The organism is Bradyrhizobium sp. CCBAU 65884, from assembly GCF_028128835.1.
Lineage (GTDB): Bacteria > Pseudomonadota > Alphaproteobacteria > Rhizobiales > Xanthobacteraceae > Bradyrhizobium > Bradyrhizobium ottawaense.
The window spans coordinates 182,387-204,643 of sequence record NZ_LBJU01000131.1 but is presented as its reverse complement, the minus strand read 5'-3'; the positions used below and the strand labels follow the sequence as shown (position 1 = coordinate 204,643).

At 63.8% G+C, this 22,257-nt stretch carries 15 protein-coding genes; 10 read left to right on the top strand and 5 right to left on the bottom strand.

From position 1 onward, the window contains the following. Positions 1-9 precede the first annotated feature (9 nt). The 3 genes from XI03_RS34155 to pgm form a co-directional block, all read right to left on the bottom strand. Positions 10-774, bottom strand: a complete 765-nt coding sequence (locus XI03_RS34155; protein WP_271594560.1) for a GntR family transcriptional regulator — start codon at positions 772-774, stop codon at positions 10-12. Between the two features lie 5 nt (positions 775-779). Further along, the gene (locus tag XI03_RS34150; RefSeq protein WP_038948371.1) at positions 780-1,829 is read right to left on the bottom strand and encodes an aromatic ring-hydroxylating dioxygenase subunit alpha; all 1,050 of its coding nucleotides are present in this window, start codon (positions 1,827-1,829) and stop codon (positions 780-782) included. A 297-nt stretch (positions 1,830-2,126) separates the two neighbouring features. Beyond that, positions 2,127-3,821: a phosphoglucomutase (alpha-D-glucose-1,6-bisphosphate-dependent) gene (pgm, locus tag XI03_RS34145; RefSeq protein ID WP_442869772.1), complete on the bottom strand. Its 1,695-nt coding sequence runs from the start codon at positions 3,819-3,821 to the stop codon at positions 2,127-2,129. 948 nt (positions 3,822-4,769) lie between these two features. Here pgm and XI03_RS34140 point away from each other — a divergent pair. Together XI03_RS34140 and XI03_RS34135 are read left to right on the top strand one after the other, a co-directional pair. Further along, the gene (locus tag XI03_RS34140; RefSeq protein ID WP_271594558.1) at positions 4,770-5,906 is read left to right on the top strand and encodes an alpha/beta hydrolase family protein; all 1,137 of its coding nucleotides are present in this window, start codon (positions 4,770-4,772) and stop codon (positions 5,904-5,906) included. A 98-nt stretch (positions 5,907-6,004) separates the two neighbouring features. Beyond that, positions 6,005-6,760 carry a transglycosylase SLT domain-containing protein gene (locus XI03_RS34135; protein ID WP_333936652.1) on the top strand — a complete coding sequence of 252 codons (756 nt, stop codon included), beginning with the start codon at positions 6,005-6,007 and terminating at the stop codon, positions 6,758-6,760. 10 nt (positions 6,761-6,770) lie between these two features. Here XI03_RS34135 and XI03_RS34130 read toward each other — a convergent pair whose 3' ends face one another. Continuing rightward, the gene (locus tag XI03_RS34130; RefSeq protein ID WP_038972568.1) at positions 6,771-7,586 is read right to left on the bottom strand and encodes a response regulator transcription factor; all 816 of its coding nucleotides are present in this window, start codon (positions 7,584-7,586) and stop codon (positions 6,771-6,773) included. A 296-nt stretch (positions 7,587-7,882) separates the two neighbouring features. On the opposite strand from XI03_RS34130, the gene XI03_RS34125 reads away from it, so the two are divergent. Beyond that, entirely contained in the window at positions 7,883-9,040 is a 1,158-nt protein-coding gene (locus XI03_RS34125; RefSeq protein WP_038972567.1) for an acyltransferase family protein, read from the top strand. A 93-nt stretch (positions 9,041-9,133) separates the two neighbouring features. Further along, positions 9,134-9,982: an MBL fold metallo-hydrolase gene (locus XI03_RS34120; protein WP_271594557.1), complete on the top strand. Its 849-nt coding sequence runs from the start codon at positions 9,134-9,136 to the stop codon at positions 9,980-9,982. A gap of 28 nt (positions 9,983-10,010) precedes the next feature. On the opposite strand, the gene XI03_RS34115 is transcribed toward XI03_RS34120, so the two are convergent. Further along, complete coding sequence (locus tag XI03_RS34115) at positions 10,011-10,886, bottom strand: aldose 1-epimerase family protein (protein WP_271594556.1); 876 nt, start codon at positions 10,884-10,886, stop codon at positions 10,011-10,013. A 183-nt stretch (positions 10,887-11,069) separates the two neighbouring features. On the opposite strand from XI03_RS34115, the gene XI03_RS34110 reads away from it, so the two are divergent. The 6 genes from XI03_RS34110 (at position 11,070) to XI03_RS34085 (ending at position 22,167) form a co-directional block, all read left to right on the top strand. Next, positions 11,070-12,173 carry a glycosyltransferase family 4 protein gene (locus XI03_RS34110; RefSeq protein ID WP_038951063.1) on the top strand — a complete coding sequence of 368 codons (1,104 nt, stop codon included), beginning with the start codon at positions 11,070-11,072 and terminating at the stop codon, positions 12,171-12,173. Between the two features lie 264 nt (positions 12,174-12,437). Beyond that, the gene (locus XI03_RS34105; RefSeq protein WP_271594555.1) at positions 12,438-13,580 is read left to right on the top strand and encodes a glycosyltransferase; all 1,143 of its coding nucleotides are present in this window, start codon (positions 12,438-12,440) and stop codon (positions 13,578-13,580) included. Positions 13,581-13,741: 161 nt separating this feature from the next. Then, the gene (locus XI03_RS34100) at positions 13,742-15,022 is read left to right on the top strand and encodes a hypothetical protein (protein ID WP_271594554.1); all 1,281 of its coding nucleotides are present in this window, start codon (positions 13,742-13,744) and stop codon (positions 15,020-15,022) included. A 30-nt stretch (positions 15,023-15,052) separates the two neighbouring features. Next, positions 15,053-16,330: a glycosyltransferase family 4 protein gene (locus XI03_RS34095; protein WP_271594553.1), complete on the top strand. Its 1,278-nt coding sequence runs from the start codon at positions 15,053-15,055 to the stop codon at positions 16,328-16,330. Next, positions 16,327-17,718 carry a hypothetical protein gene (locus XI03_RS34090; protein ID WP_028141797.1) on the top strand — a complete coding sequence of 464 codons (1,392 nt, stop codon included), beginning with the start codon at positions 16,327-16,329 and terminating at the stop codon, positions 17,716-17,718. The genes XI03_RS34095 and XI03_RS34090 overlap by 4 nt, the downstream gene beginning before the upstream one ends. A gap of 540 nt (positions 17,719-18,258) precedes the next feature. Next, the gene (locus tag XI03_RS34085) at positions 18,259-22,167 is read left to right on the top strand and encodes an RHS repeat protein (protein ID WP_271594552.1); all 3,909 of its coding nucleotides are present in this window, start codon (positions 18,259-18,261) and stop codon (positions 22,165-22,167) included. Positions 22,168-22,257: the final 90 nt, after the last annotated feature.

Below are 22,257 nucleotides of genomic sequence, written 5' to 3'. Positions count from 1 at the left end.
GCACTGCCCTCAATCGGCTGCGGTCTTGATCAGCGCCAGCGCCGGCAAGAGGTCGAGATGGGTCCGGTTGCGCAGCGCGAGCCTCAAGTTTCGTACCGCGAGCCGCGCATGCTCGCGCATGATGGCTTCGGCGCGCGCGCCTTCGCGGTTCTCGATGGCGTCGATCACGACACGGTGGTGCTCCTGCCCGATGATCAGGATCTGCTGCGCTTCCGGCAGCGCCGACTGCGCCATCACGAAGCCGCTCGGGGATGCGAACGGCAGCGCCGAGGCGCGGTCGATCTGGCGGACCAAGGGTGGGCTGCGCGACAATTCCGTGAGCAGGGCGTGGAAGCGCGCGTTCAGCGTGACATAGGACGAGAACGCTTCGATCGAGATCGGCACCTGGCGCAGCAATTCGTCGATCGCGGCAAGGCACTCCTTGAGCGGCTCGAGCTCGCGCGCGGAGACACCGCGCTCGGCGGCGAAGCGCGCGGCGAGCCCTTCCAGCGTGCCGCGCAGCTCGATGGAATCGGAGATGTCGCGTTCCGAAAACGCCTTCACCATGAAGCCGCCGGACGGGATCGCCTCCAGCAGGCCCTCCTCCTCCAGCCGCACCAGTGCCATGCGCACCGGGGTGCGCGAGGCGCCGGTGGTCTCCACCGCCTGGAGCTCGGAGATGCGCTCGCCCGGCCGCAGAGAGCCGGACAGGATCTGGTCGCGCAGCGCAAGCTGCGCCTTCACGGTCTGCGAGACGGAGCGGTCGACCTCACGTTCGGGGGCTGCTGCTTTCACCTGGCCTACTCCGCCGCCTGAAGGTGCTGCGGCCCGTTTTCCTTCGCTACCATCCGGTCGATCAGCTTGCGCGTCCACATCGCGCCGGCGTCGATGTTGAGGTTGTAGAAGATGCGATCGGGGTTTTCGTCCATCGCGCGCTGCTGCGCTTCCAGGATCAGCTCGTCCTCGTGGAAGATGCCGGAGACGCCCTCGCGGATCTCGGTGGTGATGCGCTGCTCGCCGAGCTGGTAGTTGCGCACGAAGGCCCAGAAATAATGGCAGGTCTTCTCGGTCTCGGGCGTGATGGTGTTGAGCACGAAGCCGTTGACGCCCTGCGAGCGATCACCTTCCGGCGCACCGGTGCCTGTCGGCGCCACGCCGACGTCGATGGCGATGGTGCATGGCGCCTCAAAGCGGATGATCTGCCAGCGATCGACCAGGCCGGTCTTGCCGAGCTGTTTCGCCCAGAACGGCGGTGGCTCGATGTTCCGCATCCAGCGCGTTACCGTGACAGTCTTCTCGCCATGAGTGACGTCGAACGGCGCCTCCGCCACCGCGTCGTTGCCGATGGAGGAGCCGTGCACGAAGGTCTCATGGGTGAGGTCCATGAGATTGTCGAGCACGAGGCGGTAGTCGCAATTGACGTGGATGGTCTTGCCGTCGCCGGCCCAGGCCGGATCGTGATTCCAGTGCATGTCCGGCACGAGCGCGGGATCGGCCAGCGCGGGATCGCCCATCCAGAGCCAGATGTAGCGATGGCGCTCGACCACGGGATAGGCGCGGACGCAGGCCGACGGGTTGATGGTCTCCTGCGAGGGCATGAAGGTGCAGCGCCCCTGCGCGTTGTATTTCAGGCCGTGATAGCCGCAGACGACGGTGTCGCCTTCGAGCCGGCCCTTGGACAGCGGCACCAGACGGTGCCAGCAGGCATCCTCCAGCGCGGCGACCGCACCGTCGGCCTTCCGGTACATCACGACATGCTTGCCGCAGATGGTTCGCGGCAGCAGCGCAGCTTTCACGTCCGCGTCCCAGGCCGCGGCGTACCAGGCATTCATGGGGAAGGGCTTTGTCATTGGGTCTCACTCCCACGGCTTATGTATGCGTTATGTATACAATAGCTGAGGGCTGGAATTATTCAAGGCCGAAATTGACGTACTCAGATACCTATAGCTTCATGAATGTATACATATCAGCAGAAGCGATTCGGAGGCGGGGAATCCAGGACTCCGCAGGGACATCGGTTCAGACAATTTCTGCCCGGATCGCCCGCCCCTGTGCGCAATTGCGCACCAGGCGGGCGATGACACCGTGTGATGCGGCGAGGCCTACCCTTGGTCGAAGAAGGCGATACGGCGATTTGGTCCGGCGCTTTACGCCCCGAACACCTTCGCCAGTCCTGCCTTGGCCTCCTCCTGAATCCGCGTCAGGTGCTCGGTGCTGCGGAAGCTCTCGGCGTAGATCTTGTAGACGTCCTCGGTCCCTGACGGCCGCGCGGCGAACCAGCCGAAATCGGTCTCGACCTTGATGCCGCCGAACGGCTGGCCGTTACCGGGCGCCTTGCTGAGCGTTGCGCGGACGGGGTCGCCGGCGAGATCCTTCAGACCGAGCTGCTCAGGCGTGACGGATTTGAGGATGTTCTTTTGCGGTCCGGTCGCGGCGACGTCGATGCGCGCGTAATGCGGCACGCCGAACTCGGCGGTCAGATCATTGAACAGCTGGCTGGGGTCGCGGCCGGTCTTGGCCATGATCTCGGCGGCGAGCAGGCCAAGGATGACGCCGTCCTTGTCGGTCGTCCACACCCCGCCGTCACGGCGCAGGAACGAGGCGCCCGCACTCTCCTCGCCGCCGAATCCGAAGCCGCCCGTGAGGAGACCGTCGACGAACCATTTGAAGCCGACCGGCGTCTCGACCAGCTTGCGCCCGAGCTTCTTGGCGACGCGGTCGATGATCGAGCTCGACACCACGGTCTTGCCGATCGCGGCGTCCCTGCCCCAGTTCGGACGATGCGCGAACAGATAGGAGATCGCGGTCGCCAGATAATGGTTCGGATTCATCAGGCCGCCGGAGCGCGTGACGATGCCGTGGCGATCGGCATCGGTGTCGTTGGCAAAGGCGACGTCGAAGCGGTCGCGCATCGCGATCAGGCTCGCCATCGCGTAGGGCGAGGAGCAGTCCATGCGGATCTTGCCGTCCCAGTCCACCGTCATGAAGCGGAAGGTTGGGTCGATCGCCTCGTTCACCACGGTGGCCTTCAGGCCGTAGCGCTCGATGATCGGATGCCAGTAGTGTACGGCGGCGCCGCCGAGCGGATCGATGCCGATCTTGATGCCGGCGGATTTGACGAGGTCGAGATCGACGACATTGCCGAGATCGGCGACGTAAGGCGTGACGAAGTCGGTGGCATGGACGTTCGAAGACTTCAGCGCCTTGGCATAGTCGATGCGCTTCACGCCCTTGAGGCCGTCGGCGAGATAGGCGTTGGCGCGCTTCTCGACGACGCCCGTAACGTCCGTGTCGGCCGGGCCGCCATGCGGCGGATTATATTTGTAGCCGCCATCCTCCGGCGGATTGTGCGAGGGCGTGATGACGACGCCGTCAGCGAGACCCGATGTGCGGCCCTTGTTGTAGGTGAGGATCGCGTGCGAGATCACCGGCGTCGGCGTGTAGCCGCCGTCCTTGTCGATCATGATGTCGACGCCGTTGGCGGCGAACACCTCGACGGCGCTGACCAGTGCCGGCTCGGCCAGCGCGTGAGTGTCGATGCCGATGAACAGCGGTCCGGTCAGCCCCTTTTCCCGTCTGTGGTCGCAAATGGCCTGCGTCGTCGCGAGGATATGGCCTTCGTTGAAAGTGTTCTTGAACGAGGTGCCGCGATGGCCGGAGGTGCCGAACGCCACGCGCTGCGCGGGATCCGCGACGTCGGGCTTGCCGGCGAAATAGGCCGTCACCAGCCGCGGAATATTGGTGAGCGCGTCCGGCGAAGCCTGCTTGCCCGCCCCGGGATGAACATCAGCCACTGAAATATCCTCGTCCTGTCGTACTGAGATAGCGCGACACCATAGCATCGGCCGGGTCCCCGCCAAGGGGCACAACACCCGCGGTGGGGAAGGCGTTCCCTGGGTAGGTGGCTGCAGCGAAAGTCCGCGCCCCCCAGAGAACCGTCATACCCGCGCAACCGCGAAGCGGAGGCTCGCCTTGCGACGGTCATGAATCTGAGCCTGCATCATCGATGTTGAGATCTTCAATGAGGACATGCCTTCGCAGCCTCGCGGCTTGATTCGCCCGAGCTTTGGTTCGTCGCTCCACCCTCTAATCCAAGAGGGCGCAGGGAAGGCCGGGTGCTGGCTCGCACCCGCGGTCCGCTGCGCGAAATGCACACGCAGAAAGAACCGCACAGCAGCATACAGGTGGCGCCGATCACTCGGCCTTCCCTGCGCAGTGGTTGGACGGCTTATGCCGTGATCTCCCGGGAGCCGACCATTCCTTCTGGCCTCCCTCGCCCCGCGAATTGATGATGCAGTCTGCCCGGTTGGGCTCGCTCGCATCTCCGCGAAAGGCTTGACCGTAGCAACGACGGCCAGGACCACACGGTTTTGCCGTACGCACGGCCCGCCATTTCGCCGCAGTTTTTCCTGGCCCTGTCGACGAAGCCGGAAACTTACAGACGAGACGAAGCCTAGCAGCGCCGCTCGTCCGCACGAAGCCTCGGGCTCACAGGGACTACCCGCCCTGCCCGCGCCTCTCGTGCCGACGCTGCCGCGTCCACCGCAAACCCGGCTCGCGATGCGTGACGACACATGATCGCCCCTCTTGGTGAGCTGGGATGGACGACACATACGCCGAAACCGAATTTCGGTAAAGTGGAATATTTTTGTGGAGATGGGTTGACAGAGGGCGACACAGGCCGGCGCCCGTCCCGTCATCCTGAGGACGACGGCGATAGCTGCGAGGTCACGGTTCAAGTAAGGAGATCATGCTATGCTTCCGGCCATCGAGGCCCTCCGAATCGCCCAATGGCTCTTTCACGCAAGCTGCTTCTGCTGATCGCCGGCCTCGTCGTGGCCGGTGCGCCGGCGCGTGCTGCGGAGTTCTACACCGAGGATCTCCGTATCCCCATGGCGGAGGCCGGGCCACAGGGGCTGGAGGCCTTCCTGGTGCGCCCGGCCGGGACGAAGCGCTATCCGCTGGCGCTGCTCAGCCACGGCTCGCCGCGCAGCTTCGACGACCGCGCGACGATGTCCGCGCATAAATATTACGGCATTGCGCTCGAATACGCCCGGCGCGGCTTTGCCGCGCTGATCGTGATGCGGCGCGGCTACGGCACCTCGCCTGGCGGTCGCGTCGACAGCGTCGGCGGCTGCGCGAAAGCCGCTTACCTGCCTGCAGCCGCGGTCGCGGTTGCCGACTTGCGCGCCGCGATCGATGCGATGGCGCGCCGGACCGACATCACAACAACAGGCATGATCGCGGCCGGTCATTCCGCCGGCGGGCTCGCCACCGTCGCACTGACCGCGCAGGCACCGGCCGGTCTCGTCGCCGCGATCAACTTCGCGGGCGGCCGCGGCTCGCGCGACGACGACGACGTCTGCAATCCCGATGGGCTGGCGCAGGCCTTCGCCACCTTCGGCAAGACCTCGCGCGCGCCGATGCTGTGGGTCTATGCGACCAACGATTCATATTTCGGCCCCGACCTCGCGCGCCGCCTCCATGACGGATTTCGCACCAGTGGTGGCAACGCAAAATTCATCGCGGCGCCGCCGTTCGGTGACGACGGCCACTACCTCTATGCGGTGGCGAGCGGTGCGCAATGGACGCCCTATGTCGACGCCTTCCTGCGCGAGCGCGGCCTCCTCAGTCGCGATATCCTGAGCCCGCCCGACCCGCTGCCGCCGCCGCGCCAGCTCAACGAGGCCGCGCGGGCCGAGTTCGCGCGCTATCTCGCCAGCATGCTGCCGCACAAGGCTTTCGCGGTGTCGCCGAACGGCGGCTACGGCTGGCGTTCGGGACACATCACGGCCGACGACGCCCGGCGCGATTCGCTAGCGGCCTGCATGAAATGGTCGCCCACCTGCACGCTCTATGCGATCGACGACCGGCTGGCTGAACCTGCGCAAGCGACGTCCACCGATCAGAGCGCCCGCGCGCGCTAGTCGCCGCAGCGGAGGCCGGTTTGTTAACTCCGGGGCTCTATGACGGACCGATGCTGTGGGATCGGGCATACTCCAATCTCGGCGCGACGTGGAGACACGTGGCGGTCGTCCTGCTGTTGTCGGCCCCGATCTGCGCACAGGCTGGAGACGGCGATCTGGGCCGGCCGGACACGACGTCGGCGATCTCCAGGACGGAGCTCGGTGCCGGCGAAACGCCGTCATCCCGGTCCATGATCCGGAAGATCATCGAGCGAGAAACCGCAAACACCAATTTGCCGGCCGATATCGCCGAAGCGGTCGTCTTCGTCGAAAGCGGCTACAATTCGGCCGTCATCGGCAGCGTCGGTGAGATCGGCCTGATGCAGGTGCGGCCCGAGACGGCCGCGATGCTGGGCTTCAAGGGCAGCGAGGCGGAACTCGCCGAACCCGACATCAACATCCATTATGGGGTGCTTTATCTCAGCCAGGCGTGGCGGCTGGCTGGCGGGGACATGTGCCGCGCGCTCATGAAGTATCGAGCAGGCCATGGCGAGGAAGCGATGACCGCGCGGTCGCAGGTCTATTGCAACCGCGCCCGTAACCGTCTTTCCGCCATGAATTCGAAGGCTCTTGAGACCGACGTTGCGGCCGCTCCGGATCCGGCGCCCCGGCCGCCCACTTCCGCAGCACCTGCAGCAGCTCCGGCAAAACCCGCGGGCCGCCCGAAGATGGCGGCGCAGCCCAAAGCCGTCTATGCCCGCTATCGCCAAGGCACCGCAGCCGCCAGCCGCGCCTATTGGGCCGCGCACGAGGCCAGGGTCAGCCAGATCAAGGCTCGCATCGCAGCGCGATGGAAGCGCGTCGCATCGCGCTGACGACAAGTGCCTATAGCCGCTCGCTAAGCGCGAGCTTGTAGCCGACGCCGGTGACGGTCGCGATCACGGGCGTACCGCTGCCGACGAGCTTGCGGCGCAGTCGTGCTACCAGCGCGTCGACCGTGCGGATGTCGACCTCGGCCTGGCGGTTGCTGACGACCTCGATCAGATAGTCGCGGCTGAGCGGCCGTCCGTCGGCGCCGACGAGCGCCGCGAGCAGGTCGAATTCGGCGCGCGTCAGCGCCACAGGCTTGCCGTCGCTGCCGAGCAATTCACGCCGGGTGAGGTCGATGATCCAGTCGCCGAAGGCGATCGAATTGTGGTTGCGCGCCGCCTTGCGGTCGAGCGAGCGTCGCCGCAGCACGCTGCGTGCGCGCGCCAGCAGGTCGCGCAGATTGATCGGCTTGGTGACGTAGTGGTCACCGGCGATCTCGAGGCCGAGGATGCGATCGACGTCGGTGTCGCGGCGCGTCACGAAGATGATGCCCGCGTTGCTGGTCGCCTGGATCTCCTTGGCGAGCTCGAAGCCGTCGCCATCGGGCAGTTGCACGTCCAGGAAGATGAGATCGGTTCGGGCGCGCAACGCCTGGCGGCACTCAGCGCAGGAACTGGCGCCGACCACGTCGAAATTGTTCTCGCTGAAATAGCCGACCAGCATGGTCCGCGTCACCGGATCGTCCTCGACGACGATCAGCCGCTCGCGGCCGGCGGGACGCAACTCCTTAAGTGCGGAATCAACCACGGTCTTGGGTGTCCTGTGTGCCTGGGACCCGACCTGGAAATTCAAGTCACCGCGCAATGCGCTGTCATGTGAACGGACATTCACGACTTGTTCGAGCCCCCGAAATTGCCTGCCGGAATATTAGGCGCGTTGCGACGCGCAAACAATATTGCTCATGGTCTCCAGGGATTAAGTATGAATTGGCCCACAATTCTCATTCCGCGCATCATAGCGCAGGGCGGCCCCCCGCAGGGGCCTTGCGCCGGCCCGTGCCCGCCGATCCCTCACATTCGGCTTCGGACTCAACCGCCGGTTAACGTAAAAATGGCCTTCGGCTTCGGAAGGCCCACCTGCGCCTCTATTGTCCCGCCCGCACAATGTGAAACCACGGAGCAGACGTGATGCAGGGGCAGGCCCGGTTGGCTGCCGGTCGAACCGAGCAAGGCACGGCGCCGTTCGGCCGTTCGCACACGCTCGATGTCCTGCGCGGCCTCGCCATCGCCGGCGTGATGGCCATCCACGTCTCGCAGTCGTTTCCATCAAATATCCACGCCGTCGACTACGCCTTCATGTGCGGCTGGACCGGCGTCAACGTGTTCTACTTCGTCAGCGCCATGACGATGTGCCTGATGTGGACGCAGCGCGTCGAAACCAGTCCGACGCGGAAGTTCTATATCCGCCGCTTCCTGCGCATCGCGCCACTGTTCTGGCTCGCGATCCCGATCTACCTCGTCATCAACGGCACCGGGCCGAGCGACAACGCGCCTGGCGGCATCGGGCCAGCTCAAGTGATCCTCACCGCGACGTTCCTGCACGGCTTCTGGCCGGACAGCGTCAACAGCGTCGTGCCCGGCGACTGGTCGATCGCGGCCGAGATGACCTTCTATCTTGTCTTCCCGCTTCTGATCACCGCGTTCGGCTCGCGCCGCCATCTCTATCTCGCGCTGGCGATCGTGCTGCATCTCGTCAATGTCTGCCTGTTCAAGCCGTGGGCCTTCGCGCTGTTCTCCGCCTATTACGGTCCCGGTCACGAAGCGTTCGTCTGGACCACGCTGCACATCAGCTTCCTGAACCAGCTTCCGGTCTTCCTGGTCGGATGCGCGCTGTTCTTCGCGCTACGCGACGGGTTTGCCCGGTCGGACGCAGCGATCTACGCGGTCTTCATCGCGCTGTCCTTCGTCGCCAACCGCATAACCGGCTCGCACGAATTCAACTATCTCATGATCAACCTCGTGCTCGGCGCACTGGTTGCCGGCTGCATCAAGCTTGCGATCCGCTTCCAGCCGCTCGAGGCGGTCGGCCGCAATTCCTATTCGATGTACCTGTCGCACTTCGCGGTGATCTACGGCCTGCATCAGCTCTGGCCATTCGCCGATGGACTGGTCTCGCTGCTCATCGCCTATGTCGTCACCGCCGCGCTGAGCTATCTCGTCGCGCGCGCGACCTGGCATCTGGTCGAACGGCGCGCGCAGGATTTGGCGCACCGTCTGACATCGGCGGGATCGGACCGATCAATCCTCCCGCCGACCATCGCCGCCACTGCGGCCGGCACGCGCTGAACGCCCCCGCTCCGTCCCTGCCGGCCCGATGCGGCTTGCTTCATTGCCGCCTTAAACTCTACTGTGGAGACACTTCACGCTGGAGTAGGCACCATGCAGGTCATACTGCTCGGCACCGGCGGCCCGCGGCCGGACCCGCGCCGCATGGCGACGACCACCCTGATCAGGCTCGGCGACGAGAATATCCTGTTCGACGCAGGCCGCGGCGTTGTGGTGCAGCTCAGCAAGGCCGGCGTTCCGCTCGGCGCGATCAACACGGTTTTTCTCACGCATCATCACTTCGACCACATCGGCGACCTCTACGATGTGATGCTGAATTCATGGATGCACGGACGCAAGGACGAGCTGCGCGTCTATGGACCGCCGGATACCGAGCGGCTCGTCGACACGCTGATCACGCAGGTCTACGACAAGGACATCACCTGGCGCGATAAGGGCGAGCCGGCCTTCGGCGGCTGGAAACCCGTGGTCGCGACGGACATCATACCAGGGCCCGTTCTCGACACCGGGCGCTGGAAGATCAGCGCCGACCTGGTGTCGCATGGCGACGGCCTCGACATGCCGCCGGCCTTTCTCGCGCGATGGATGTGTCTCGGCTACCGCTTCGAAGCGGAGGGCAAGGTCATTGCAATTTCGGGCGACACGGTCCCCTGCCCCGGGCTCGAGCGGCTGGCTGAGGGAGCCGATTTGCTCGTCCAGTGCTGTTTTCTCGCAACGCCGGAGATCAACAACGAGCACCTCCGCCGCCTTGCGAAATTCACGATCGCCTGCGGCGACACCGTCGGCAAGGTTGCGGCCAAGGCCGGCGTCAAGAAGCTCGCGCTGACCCATCACCGGCCGCGCGCCGACGATGTCATGCTGAACGCGCTGCTTGCGGATGTCCGGCGGGATTATGTGGGGCCGGTCGTGCTCGGCGAGGATCTCACGCGCATCGAGGTCTGAGGGCCGACGATCGGTTCGCCCTTCGGCCTCAAGACGATCCGACCTCGATCCGGAACGACAAGCGCTCTTCCGCACCCGGCGCGATATGCATCAGGCCCGGCTTGTCCGTGAATTCGCCGTCAAAGCCGGCGGGACTGGCATAGCCGCGCCAGGGCTCGATACAGAGGAACGGCGCGCCCGACGGTTTCGACCAGACGCCGAGCTCGCGAAAGCCGCGCCAGGACATTTTCAGCCAGGGGCTGGAGGACGCAGCATAGCGGACCGCGTTGCTGTCGATCCGGTCGAAGATGATGGCGTCATCGACGAACAGGGATTCGGACAAGGCGAGCTGATTACCCTTGACGGGACCAGGCTCCTCGGCCGCGCGCAGCAGCCCGCCATCAAGACGGCGGATGGGAGACGATTCCACCTTCGCAAAGGTCAGCGCGTAGTCCTCTTTCGCGCTCTCGGGCCGGAGGGGCCAATTGAAGGCGGGATGGCCGCCGATCGAAGCCGGCAATGTCTCCTTGCCGGTGTTGGCGATCGAAAGTGTCAGATCGAGGCCGGCGGCGTCGAGCGCATAGATTGCGGTCAGACGGAACGCGAACGGATAGAGCGCGCGGGTCGTCTCGCTGTCTTCGAGCACCAGCGTGCAGCGGCTTTCGCCGCACTCCGCCCATGCAAAGCGGCTGTCGCGCGCAAAGCCGTGCTGGGTCATCCGGTATGTCTTGCCCCGGTGCCGCAATTCGTCCCCGGCAAGGCGCCCCACGATCGGAAACAGCAGCGGCGCATGGCGCGGCCATTCCGGCCTGGCCTGCCAGACGAACTCGGTGACATCGTCCTTCAACGAGCACAACTCGGCGCCGTGCGCCTTGACGGTCGCGGTCAACCCTCCGCTGCGGAGGGAGTGGGTATCGTCACTCATGGCGGACATCTACACCGCGACCTCGCACGCAGCAAGGCAGCGCCAGCCATGCAGGCAGAGCGCCTCCACTGTGCGAGGCTGCGTCATATTTCTGTACCTAACGGTTGCTCCTTTGCGGCTCGTCCTCCGCCTTGCTTCGCCGCAAGGTCGGCCCGGACTCCGATCAACCAATGTGGTAGCCAATTGAAATTCTTCATCAACGGCCGCTTTCTGTCGCAAAAGCTCACCGGCGTTCAGCGCTATGCCGCCGAGATCGTCAAGGCGATCGACGTGCTTCTGGCGTCGGAGCAAACTCCCGCCGCGCTGCGGAACGCAGACTGGCAGTTGCTGACGCCCGTGGATGCAAGCGAGCAGCTCCAGCTGGAGCGAATCAAGATTCGCGCCGTCGGCCGGTTGCGCGGGCACGCCTGGGACCAAATCGACCTGGCGCGCGCCGCTGCGGGAGGCCGCTTGATCAGTCTCGCCAATTCCGGCCCCGTGTTCCATCGCGACCACATTGTGGTGATCCACGACGCACAGGTCTTTCGCCGGCCCGACTTCTTCAACTGGCGCTATCTTGCAGTTCACCGAACCATGGGCCGGCTGCTCGCCCGGCACGCAAGCATCGCAACCGTATCGGCCTTTTCGCGCAAAGAGCTTGCCGAGGTGCTGAATCTGTCAGCAACGGCGATCCCGGTTTTCCCCAATAGCGCCGAACACTTCGCCAGGACGAACCCTGATCCCGACATCATTGCCCGGCTCGGCGTTCGGCCGCAGAAGTTCTTTCTTTATGTGGGCTCCAGAACCAAGAACAAGAATCTTTCGGTCGCGATCCGTGCCATCCAGCTGCTCGACCGGACTGACGTTCCTCTGGTCATCGTCGGCGGCGACAACAGCAAGGTCTTTCAGGACAATTCGGGCGAGGGCGCTGCCGGCCTGCTGCTCGCCGGGCGTCTGACGGACAGCGAGATCGCAGCGCTCTACGCGCATGCATCGGCATTTGTGTTTCCCTCGCTGTACGAGGGCTTCGGCGTGCCGCCGCTCGAAGCGATGATCTTCGGTTGCCCGGTCATCGCCTCGACGGCCGATGCCGTCGTGGAGACGTGTGCCGACGCCGCTGCGTATTTTGACGCCAATGATGCCGAATCGTTGAAGCAACTGATGCTCGAAAGATTGGCAATCGGCGCCATCTCCGATCAGGAGCGCCGGCGGCAGCAGGAACGCGTTGCGTTCTTTTCGTGGCAAAAGTCGGCGAAGTCGTTGCTCGATCATCTCACACCATCGGCAAACGTTGCCAGCGCTGCTTGAAGTTCGATGCACTTCGCTTATCGCGCGCATCGGTTTTCGCACAAACAATTTGCAACTGGCTGCAACTCGCGCACGTGCGCATGGTTCCACGAGAAGTTTTCGTTCTTCCCATGACAATCATGCGCACAAAGAGCTTGGCGCAACATCACCACATCGCTGCCCCAATATCGCTACGTATTCGAGGAACTGTCTCTCGCACTAGCGAACTCAGAACAGGGATACAGGATGTCCGGCTCTCCAACGCGGCCCTACGGAAGGCAAACGATGAAAGTGCTGCACATCGCCGAGACGATCCGGGGCGGGATTGCCAGCTACCTGAACGAGTTGCACCCACAGCAACAGGCGAGCTTCGGCGCCGGGAACGTGCACTACGTCGTGCCGTCGGATCATCGCCGCGATCTTCCGGCGATCGATGACAACCAGATTACGACGTTCGAACGATCCGGCCGCGGCATCGCCGGGCTATTCCAGATGTTGCGCGCAAGCATGCAAGCGCTGGATGCCTTTCGTCCTGATGTCGTCCACCTGCATTCCTCGTTTGCGGGCCTCGTGCTGCGCCCGGCGCTGGCGGCCCGCTCCGACGGTCCGCGCGTCGTCTATTGCCCGCACGGCTGGGCGTTTTCACGCGAGACCGGCCGCCTCAGTCATCTCGTGACGAAAGCGGCGGAGAACCTCCTTGCACGCACCTCGGACCGAATCATCTGCATCTCCAGCGACGAGTTCAACGAAGCCGTCCGCGCCGGAATTCCCGCCGAGCGCCTCACCCTCGTCCATAACGGCATCTCGAAGAGCCGCACGCCGCAGCCCGTCGCGGCCGACTGGACGTCCAAGAAGGTCAAGGTGCTGTTCATCGGACGGCTGGACCGCCAGAAGGGCTTTGATCTCCTGATCGAGGCGGCACGCTCGCTCGAGGATGTGCTGGAAATCCGCATGATCGGCGCCTCCGTCGTCAATAAGTACGAAGGCCCTAGCGTCCCGTCCAACGTGTCCCTGCTGGGCTGGCTCGATCGCCCGACCATCGAGACCCAGCTCGAGGCCGCCGACCTCGTCGTGATCCCGTCACGATGGGAAGCCTTCGGCCTCGTTGCCCTGGAAGCGATGCGCGCGGCCAAACCCATCCTGGCGTTCCGTAGCGGAGCATTGCCCGAGATCGTCGTCGATGGCGTGACCGGCGTGCTTTGCGAGCCCGTCGCGGTCCAGCCGCTCGTCGACGGTTTCCGGCGAGCACTCGATCTCGACCTCAAGGTGCTGGGACAACGCGGCTACGACCGGTTCAAGCAGTTTTATGACGTTCAGAAGACGCATGGGCAATTGCAGCAGGTCTATGCCGAGCTGCTCCACGACGACGACCGGACACCGATCGACGCGAAGGCGGGGCTGCGGTCGGACCTCTCCAAGAATTTCTGATGGCTCGACGTTCACACTTGCCGTCGCAGATACAGGAGATCGCGATGGCGATGTCATGGACCGGACTGGGTGTCAGCGCGAACGCAGCACGCGCGAGCATGAACTAGCCGATGATATTCTCACGCACCTTGGCTCGCGGCAGCTTCCGCCTCGCGGGCCTCATGGCATCGATTTTTCTGCCGGTCTCCGTCTGCGCACAGCAGGCGCAACCGCTCGATGCTCGATTCCTGCTGGGCGTCGGCACGCATCAGGGGCTGGGTGGCCCGGTGAGCGCGCGCGGATACGTTCCTTCGGAAAACGTCGCGCAGATCAAGCAACTCGGCCTCAACGCCTTCCGCGATGATTTTCCCTGGTCCGATTTCGAGGTGGGGGGCCGCCGGATGGGCTTCACGCCCAGGCTCGGCAGGCTCGAAGCGCAGGTCAGGTCCGGGGTCGCGCGCCCTCTCCTGATCCTCGCCTTCGGCCATCATCTGGTTCCGAATTCCTCGCCGCCGACCACCGATGAGGCCCGGCAGCGGTTCGCCGATTATGCTGCAGCGGCGGCCCAATCGGTCGTGGCGCAGCATCCGGTCTTCGAGCTCTGGAACGAATGGAATCTGGCGGCGAAGAAGGATCCGGCGTTCTCGCCGGAGAACTATCTGGCGCTCGCGCAAGTCGCGCGGCCGGCAGTGAAGCGCGTAGCACCGCATGCGCCTTTCCTGGTCGGAGCGCTCGGCGACGATCCGGGCTGGACATGGACGGAGAAGATGCTGCGGACCGGCATTCTTCAGCATGCGGACGGTGCTTCGATCCATCTCTACAATTTCTGCATGGGCCCGAGCAAACGCACGTCGGCCGAGATCATCGACCGGCTCACGGCGTTTCACCGTATGGTCGGCCAGGCCAGCGGAAATCCTGACTTCCCGATCTATGTCACCGAGACGGGCTGGACCACGGCCACCAACAAATGCGGCGTCAGCGAGCAGGCCCAGGCCGACAATACCGCGCAGCTGATCCTGTGGGCGTCGACCGCGACACGCTGGCTCAAGGGCATGTGGCTCTACGAACTCAAGGACAGTGGAAAGAACCCGTCGGAGCTGGAGGATAATTTCGGACTCTATCGTTTCGATAATTCGCCAAAGCCGGTTGCCTGCGCGGCCCAGGGGGCCTGGGCCTTCATTCGCCCCAGCCTGAGTGCCGAGCGCCGCGAGCTCGCCAGCGGCGTCGTGTCGATCAATGCATCGACGACTTCCGGCGGCAGAGTTGCGGTCTGGTCCGAGGCCCCGGACCGACGTTACGAGATCCGGCTCAAGGGCGATCAACAGGGCGCGAGCTTTGCGATGCCGTGCGACCAGGCGGCAAGGCCTGCGTCCGGGGTCTGGATCCCCGTTTCGAGCACACCGGTTCTGATTGCAGCCAATGACAGTGCCGTTCCCGCCCTGGAGATCAGGCCGGCGCGGTAGACACGATTTTGCAGACATGAGGTTGACGCGATGAAAGTTCTTTTGACGTCCACGCTTTATCCAACGCCTCAGGCCCCAAAGATCGTCGGCGGCGCGGAGATCTTCGCCCGGCGCTTCGCCGAAGGCCTGGTGCAACGCGGTGACGAGGTGGAAGTGATCCGGGCCGCATCTACGCCTCATCAGGCTCCGGAAACCTGCGACGGCATTAACGTCTATTCCGCGCCGGTGCGAAACGTGTATCTGCCCTTCACGGAGCAGAAGAACGTCGCGCTGCGTAGCATCTGGCACGCGGTCGACGACTGGCAGATGCAGGCCCCCCTGATTGCGGAACGCATCCGGGCCTTCAAGCCGGACGTGCTGCACTCCAACAATCTGTCGGGGCTCACCACCGCGGTCTGGCGCGTTGCCGCCCAGCTCGGGGTCCCCGTGCTCCATACGCTTCATGACTATTATCTGACCTGCCCGCGCTGCTCCCGCTTCGAGAACGGACGGTCCTGCGAGCACACCTGCACGAGCTGCGGAATTCTGAGCTTTCATCGCAAGCGCGCCACGCATTGGCTCAGCGCCGTGGTCGGCGTGAGCGAGCGCGTCCTGTCCATTCATACCGACATGGGCATGTTCTCGGAGACGCCCATCCGCACAGTGATCCGCAACGCCTCGACCGAGCCGCCGCGCGAGCCCTACCCTCGGCCGGTCTGCACCACGGAAGTGACGTTCGGGTTTATCGGCCGCCTCACCGAGGAAAAGGGCATCGACAATTTGATGCAGGCCCTTGCTCAGCTGCCCCGCGATCGCATCCGCATGATGATCGCCGGACGGGTCAGCGAGGAGGAGCAACGGCGCCTCAGGGCGCTCGCGCCTGATGCGCGGATCGAGTTCATGGGCTTCGTGGCGCCGGACGATTTCTACAAGCAGGTCGACGTGGTGGTCGCGCCCTCCATCTGGCACGACCCCGGTCCGCTGGTCGTCGCAGATGCCAAGGCGGCGGGGAGGCCGCTGCTCGGAACGCGCTTCGGCGGCATGCCCGAGGTCATCGAGCACGGGGTGACCGGCTGGCTGACCGAAGCCGATCCACAATCCCTGGCCAGGAGCATGCTCGCGGTCGCAGCCGATCCGCACAAGATCGACGAGATCAGCCGGCGCCTGATCGCGGATACCAACAAATGGATATTCTCCGACGTGCTGTCTTCATACAAGAACCTGTATGAACAATTGCGCGAGCAGCGGATGTCGCACGTGCGCGCAGCAACGGCCGAAGCGTCGCAGGGGCCGTCGATCGTCGGCAAGGAGCGCCTCATTCCGCGATGACACGCCTCCTCGCGATGGCGGGCTATGTCTACCAGAGCGCCGCGGCGATCATCCTGATCTTCGCGATCAGCCATCTGTTGCCCGCCGCCGACTACACCAACTTTTCCCTCGCGCTGGCCTCGAGCCAATTGCTCTGCGTCCTGATGTTCGAGTGGCTGCAGCTGGCCGGGTTGCGGTTTCTGGCGGCAGCCAAAGAAAACGAGGCGGCGCGGCTGAGGTGGTCGCTGTTTGCAGCAGGCCTGTCGAGCGCAGCCGCGCTCGTCGTGGTCGGGAGTTGCGCGTCTCTGGCCAGCGTGCTCCCGACGCGGATCGTCGCCTTGGGTCTCGGCATATCCGTGCTACAGGGCTTGACGGATCTCTACTTCCTGTCGGTCCGCCTGTCCGACCGGCTGGGCATCGCATCCTTTCTGCTTGCGTTGCGTGCCACCGCCCTCCTGATCGGAGCCGCCGCGGGGGCAATGATCTCGGGAACGGCGGAAGCGGCGCTGCTCGGTATTGCCTCGGGTCACGCCCTCGGCCTGCTCGCCGGCCTTGTCGCCTATCGCACGCCGATGGAGCCCGTCCCGCTGCAGACGATGCTGGCCGACTGGAAGGATTTCTCCCGCTACGGCATGCTTGCGGCAGGCGCGTCGGTCATCCATCTGTCGGTGCCGGTGCTGCTCCGTGTCATCGTCGTCGGCCAGCTGGGTGCGACCGGAGCCGGGGCGGGCTTTTCGATTGCGCTTGACCTCCTGCAGCGTCCCTTCTGGGTCCTCAATGCAGCGATCCACACCGTGAGCTATCCGGAAGTGGTCAACGACTTCGAACACGGAGGCAGCGCAAAATCGGTGCAGTCGGCGCGGCGGATGTTCGAATTCATGATCTGCACGACCCTCGTGCTGCTCGGTGGTCTGATTGGATTTATTCCAGATGCAGCCCGTATCCTGGTGCCGCAGGCCAGCCTGGATGGCTTTCTGGAGACGGCCCCAACGGTCGCCGCCTTTTATTTCCTGCACACCCATCTGCAGGCGACGATCGCGGTCGTTCCCCACCTCGAGAAGCTGGCGACCAGGCTCGTCGTCGTCGCGGCCGGCCAGCTCGCCCTCGTCGTGTCGTTCGCCGCGGTCGCGGTATCGGCCGGCCTGTCGCCGCGAGCGGCAGTCAGCTGTGCTTCGCTCGCCACGCTCGCGACCATACTGGTCGCACTCGGCCCCACGCTGCGGTTTGAGGCGCTCCCGCGCTGGCCGTTGGTCATGCAGGCGGGGGTGGCCGCAATCCTGATCGGATCGCTCGGTTCGATACCGACGGAGCCCGCGGCATGGCTGGCCGGCAAGATCGCGATCGCCGCGATTGCAACGGCGGTCATCGGATGGCGCGGAGATTTTCTAATGCTGGCCCGCCGCGGCTGATTGGCCGCACCAGCGTTATGCGAAGCGGATCTGGTTCCGATACGGAACCGGGTCTTCATCAGCAGTTTCCGCGGCGAACGCTGCACTATCCCTGAGCAACCACAACCCTTGCGAGCAAATTGATTGGTTTAACCGCCCATGGAAGCGGCATCTGCGAACTTCCCGTGCAGGAAAGCGCGAGCTGCGAAGGAATGAGACGAAGATACTTCGATTGACGGCCAGCGAGAAAATGTCTTGCTGCGCGCCGCGAGCGCGCCGACCGCTCGCTCAGATCTGTCATATAAAATCCAATTCGCGCGGCCTGCGCATACATTCAGCAGCGCAAATCGCGAAAATCTTGAAAGCGCCTTCCTCACGCCATGCTGCCCGGGCATCGCATCAATATTCTGCTGCAACACAGAGCAAGTCTGTTCCTGCACAAGGAACCTCGTTTCGCTCGCGATTTGTAGCTTCCATTTTTATCTGAAATTCACACTCGACAGAGAAGCTTGAACGCAATCCCTGCGAGCAATTTCGTTCGCGCTGAAACTCGAGTGTGCAATGTCCGATCAAACCATCCTGTCCGCCAGCGGCTTCATCGACTCCATCGGCGTCAACACGCACGCCGGCTTCGGCTGGACCGGCTACAACAATCTCGCGCTCATGGTCGATGACCTCGAGTATCTCGGCGTCACCCATCTCCGCGACGCGATGGGGACCAGCCCGGCCGCGCAACCCGTTGTCGAGGGTCTGGCCGCTGCCGGCTACAAGTTCGACTTCCTGGTGTCATCGGCGCTGCCCCAGACGGGCACAACCGGGCTGCAGAACTACATCGCCTCGCTCCAGAAGTTCGCGGCAAGCCACCCGGGCAGCATCAGCGCGATCGAAGGGCTCAACGAGGCCAATCACCAGCCCTTCAGCTACAACGGCAGTTCGAGCCTTACCGCCGCAGCTCAGTTCCAGAGCGCGCTCTATCAGGCCGTCAACGCCAACGCCGCGCTCGGCAGCATCCCGGTCTACAATCTGTCACTGGCCTACAACGATCCGCAAGGCTACAGCCAGCTCGGCGACATGTCGGGCTCGGTCGACTACGCCAACGCCCACGCCTATGTCAGCACCAGCCTGACGACCGGCAGCTCGATTTCGGCAACGCTGAGCGCAGTGATGGCCGCGGCCCCGGGAAAGCCGGTCGTCATCACCGAGACCGGCTACACCACGCAAGCCAACACCCAATATCTCGGTGTCAACGAGACGGTGCAGGCCAAATCGATCCTGAACACCCTGGTCGATGCCTACAAGGCCGGCGTCAGCGAGACTTATCTCTACGAGCTGTTCGACCGCGACTCCTCCGCCGGCAATACCAATCCCGAAGCCAATTTCGGACTGTTCAATTCCGACGGGACGCCGAAGCTCGCCGCCACCGCCATTCACAACCTGACCACCATTCTGGCCGACGACGGCAAGGGCGGCCTGCAGCCGACTGATCCGTTGAACTACACCCTGAGCAACATGCCAGCCACAGGCAACAGCATGGTGCTCGGCAAGAGCAACGGCGCCTACGAGCTCGTCGTGTGGGCGGAGCCGAAGCTCTGGAAGGATGCCAACGACACCGAGATTTCCAATCCGACCGAGACCGTCACGGTGAATCTCGGCGGCGTGCATCATTCGGTGAAGGTGTACGACACGCTGACGGGGACCACGGCGATCGCCAGCTACACCGACGTCAGCACGATCACCATCCCGGTCAGCGATCACCCGCTGATCATCGAGATCGACGCGCCTCCAACGACCACGACTCCGCCGGATACAAGGACCACTGTCAGCGGCACGGCCGCCGAGATCGTGCCGCAACTGTCCGACCTCAGCGACTCCACGGCCCTGCAGACCATCACACTGACCGACTCGCACGTCCTGCCGGTCGCCTCGAAGGCGACCATGGACTACATGATCGCCCATTACGGCAGCGCCCTCTCCAAGATCCAGGGCGGCTACTCGTTCTCGGTGACGAACTCGGCTGCGACCTGGAGCAGCACGAAGACCTATAATTCCAGCGGATCGCTTGTGTCGAAGTCGGACACCGGCCTGAACTCAAGCGGACAGCCGACCTCGACCACCGTCGCCTACACCGATGGTTCCAAGGACCTGATCAGCTACACCGGCGGCGTGAAGACGAAATTCGTTCATGTCGACACCGACGCAACCAGGACCACCGACACCTACAACACGGCCGGAACCCTTCTGAGCGAAGTCGTCCAGAAGTCCGACGGCTATTACTCCACCACGCTCTACACGAGCGGTGTGAAGACGGCCGCCTACGTCAAGAATGCCGATGGCTCGCAAGACAATTACACCTACGGCATCACGGGCAAGAGCTTCACCACCCAGGTGCAGCATCTCGATGCATCCGGAAAGGTCACCTCGGTGACCCGCAGCCATGCCGACGGCTCGCTGGACTCGACGCAGGTCTACAACGCCGACGGCAGCAGCGTGATCACCACCTATAGCGCCACCGGCGTCAAGCTGGTCGAGACCGCCTATCATGCCGACCACAGCAAGGATGTCTGGACCTACAACATCACGGGCCAGAACTACACGACCGAGCACGATGTCTACAATTCGACCGGCTTTCTCACCAGCCTGACGCGGCTGCACACCGACGGCAGCCTCGCCTTCAAGCTCACTCAGACGACCGACGGCACCAAGACGACCGATTGGTACAATGCCGCCGGCAGCCTCACCAGCGAGGTGATCCAGAAGGCCGACGGCTTCTCCTCGACCACGCTCTACAGCAACGGGGTCAAGACCAACGCCTACGTGAAGAATGCCGACGGCAGCCAGGACAATTATGCCTACGGCATCACCGGCCAGAGCTACACCACGCTGATCCAGCACGTCGATCCCACGAGCAAGGTCACCGCCGTCACCCGAAAGCATGCCGACGGCACGCTCGACTATACCCAGGTGATCAACGGCGACGGCAGCAGCGTCGTCACCAATTATGATGCCGCGGGAACGCGGACCAAGGAAACCGACTATCACGCCGACGGCAGCAAGGACGTTTTCCTCTTCAACATCACCGGCCAGACCTACACGACTGAACACGACATCTACGATGCGACCGGCTTCCTCACCACGCTGATTCGCAAGCACGCCGACGGCAGCATGGCGTTCAAGCTGGTGCAGAGCGCCGATGGGGCCAAGACCACGGACTGGTACGATGCCAGCGGCGTGCTGACCAGCGAGGTGGTCCAGAAGTCGAGCGGTTACAGCTCGACCACGGTGTACACCAATGGCGTGAAGACCGCGGCATACATCACCAACGCGGACATGAGTCACGACAATTACAGCTACAACATCACCGGGCAGAGCTATACCACGCAGTACCAGCACCTCGATCCATCCGGCCAGACCACCGAGGTGACCCGCTGGCATGCCGACAACTCGCTCGACTATACCCAGGTCGTCAACAGCGACGGCAGCAGCGTGGTGACCAACTACGATGCATCAGGGGTCAAGAAGACGGAAACCGACTACCACGCCGACGGGTCGAAGGACGTCTTCCAGTTCAACGTCGTCGGCCAGAACTACACGAACGAGCACGACAGTTACGATTCCACCGGCTTCCTCACCGATATTGTTCGCACCCACGCGGACAACAGCCTGGCCTTCACGCTGGAGCAGAGCGCCGACGGCACCAAGACCTCCGACTGGTACGATGCCAACGGCGTCATCACCAGTGAGGTAACGACCAAGAGCGACGGTTACAGCTCCACGACCGTCTATGCCGGCGGCGTGAAGAGCGCTGCCTACATCAAGAACGCCGACGGCACATCCGACAACTGGAACTACAACATCACCGGGCAGTCCTATACGACCCAGCATCAGCACCTCGATGCCTCGGGCAAGATGGTCGAGCTCACCCGGACGCACGCCGACGGCACCCTGGACTATACCCAGGTCATCCATGACGACGGCAGCAAGCTGACCGACATCTACAACAGCGCCGGCACCAAGACCCAGGAGATCGCCAACAACACCGACGGCTCGAAGGACGTCTTCCTGTTCAACTTCAACGGACAGACCGGGACGACGCAGCACGAGAATTACAACTCCGCCAGCGCGCTGCAATTCTTCGACCAGACCAAGGCCGACGGCACCCACAATGTCACAGCCGTCGCCGGCGGCGTGACGATCCAGGGCGGGGCGGGCAATGACGTGTTCTCGGCCGCGCCAAACTCGACAACCGTTGCCTACGATCACGGCCAGGACCAGATCCTCAACTTCCAGGCCGGTGACGGCACAACCCACGACGTGGTCCAGATCTCGAAGCTCCTGGCCGCTGACTACAGTCACCTGCAGATGACGCAGTCCGGCACGAATGCGCTGATCACGTTCTCGGCCAATGATTCGATCCTGCTGAAGAACGTCTATGTCAGCAGCCTGACGAGCCACGATTTCTTGTTCGTCTGAGCACGGCGCACTGACGACAGGACGCATAAATGTTGACACGGGCCGGGACCAGCCAAGGTCCCGGCTCGCTCATTAGGCGCCTGCCTCATC

Excerpts from the sequence above, each read along its gene's own strand:
- XI03_RS34150 (WP_038948371.1), bottom strand. The coding sequence starts at position 1,829 with ATGACAAAGCCCTTCCCCATGAATGCCTGGTACGCCGCGGCCTGGGAC.
- pgm (WP_442869772.1), bottom strand. The coding sequence starts at position 3,821 with ATGCTATGGTGTCGCGCTATCTCAGTACGACAGGACGAGGATATTTCA.
- XI03_RS34140 (WP_271594558.1), top strand. The coding sequence starts at position 4,770 with ATGGCTCTTTCACGCAAGCTGCTTCTGCTGATCGCCGGCCTCGTCGTG.
- XI03_RS34125 (WP_038972567.1), top strand. The coding sequence starts at position 7,883 with ATGCAGGGGCAGGCCCGGTTGGCTGCCGGTCGAACCGAGCAAGGCACG.
- XI03_RS34120 (WP_271594557.1), top strand. The coding sequence starts at position 9,134 with ATGCAGGTCATACTGCTCGGCACCGGCGGCCCGCGGCCGGACCCGCGC.
- XI03_RS34115 (WP_271594556.1), bottom strand. The coding sequence starts at position 10,886 with ATGAGTGACGATACCCACTCCCTCCGCAGCGGAGGGTTGACCGCGACC.
- XI03_RS34105 (WP_271594555.1), top strand. The coding sequence starts at position 12,438 with ATGAAAGTGCTGCACATCGCCGAGACGATCCGGGGCGGGATTGCCAGC.
- XI03_RS34100 (WP_271594554.1), top strand. The coding sequence starts at position 13,742 with ATGGCATCGATTTTTCTGCCGGTCTCCGTCTGCGCACAGCAGGCGCAA.
- XI03_RS34095 (WP_271594553.1), top strand. The coding sequence starts at position 15,053 with ATGAAAGTTCTTTTGACGTCCACGCTTTATCCAACGCCTCAGGCCCCA.
- XI03_RS34090 (WP_028141797.1), top strand. The coding sequence starts at position 16,327 with ATGACACGCCTCCTCGCGATGGCGGGCTATGTCTACCAGAGCGCCGCG.
- XI03_RS34085 (WP_271594552.1), top strand. The coding sequence starts at position 18,259 with ATGTCCGATCAAACCATCCTGTCCGCCAGCGGCTTCATCGACTCCATC.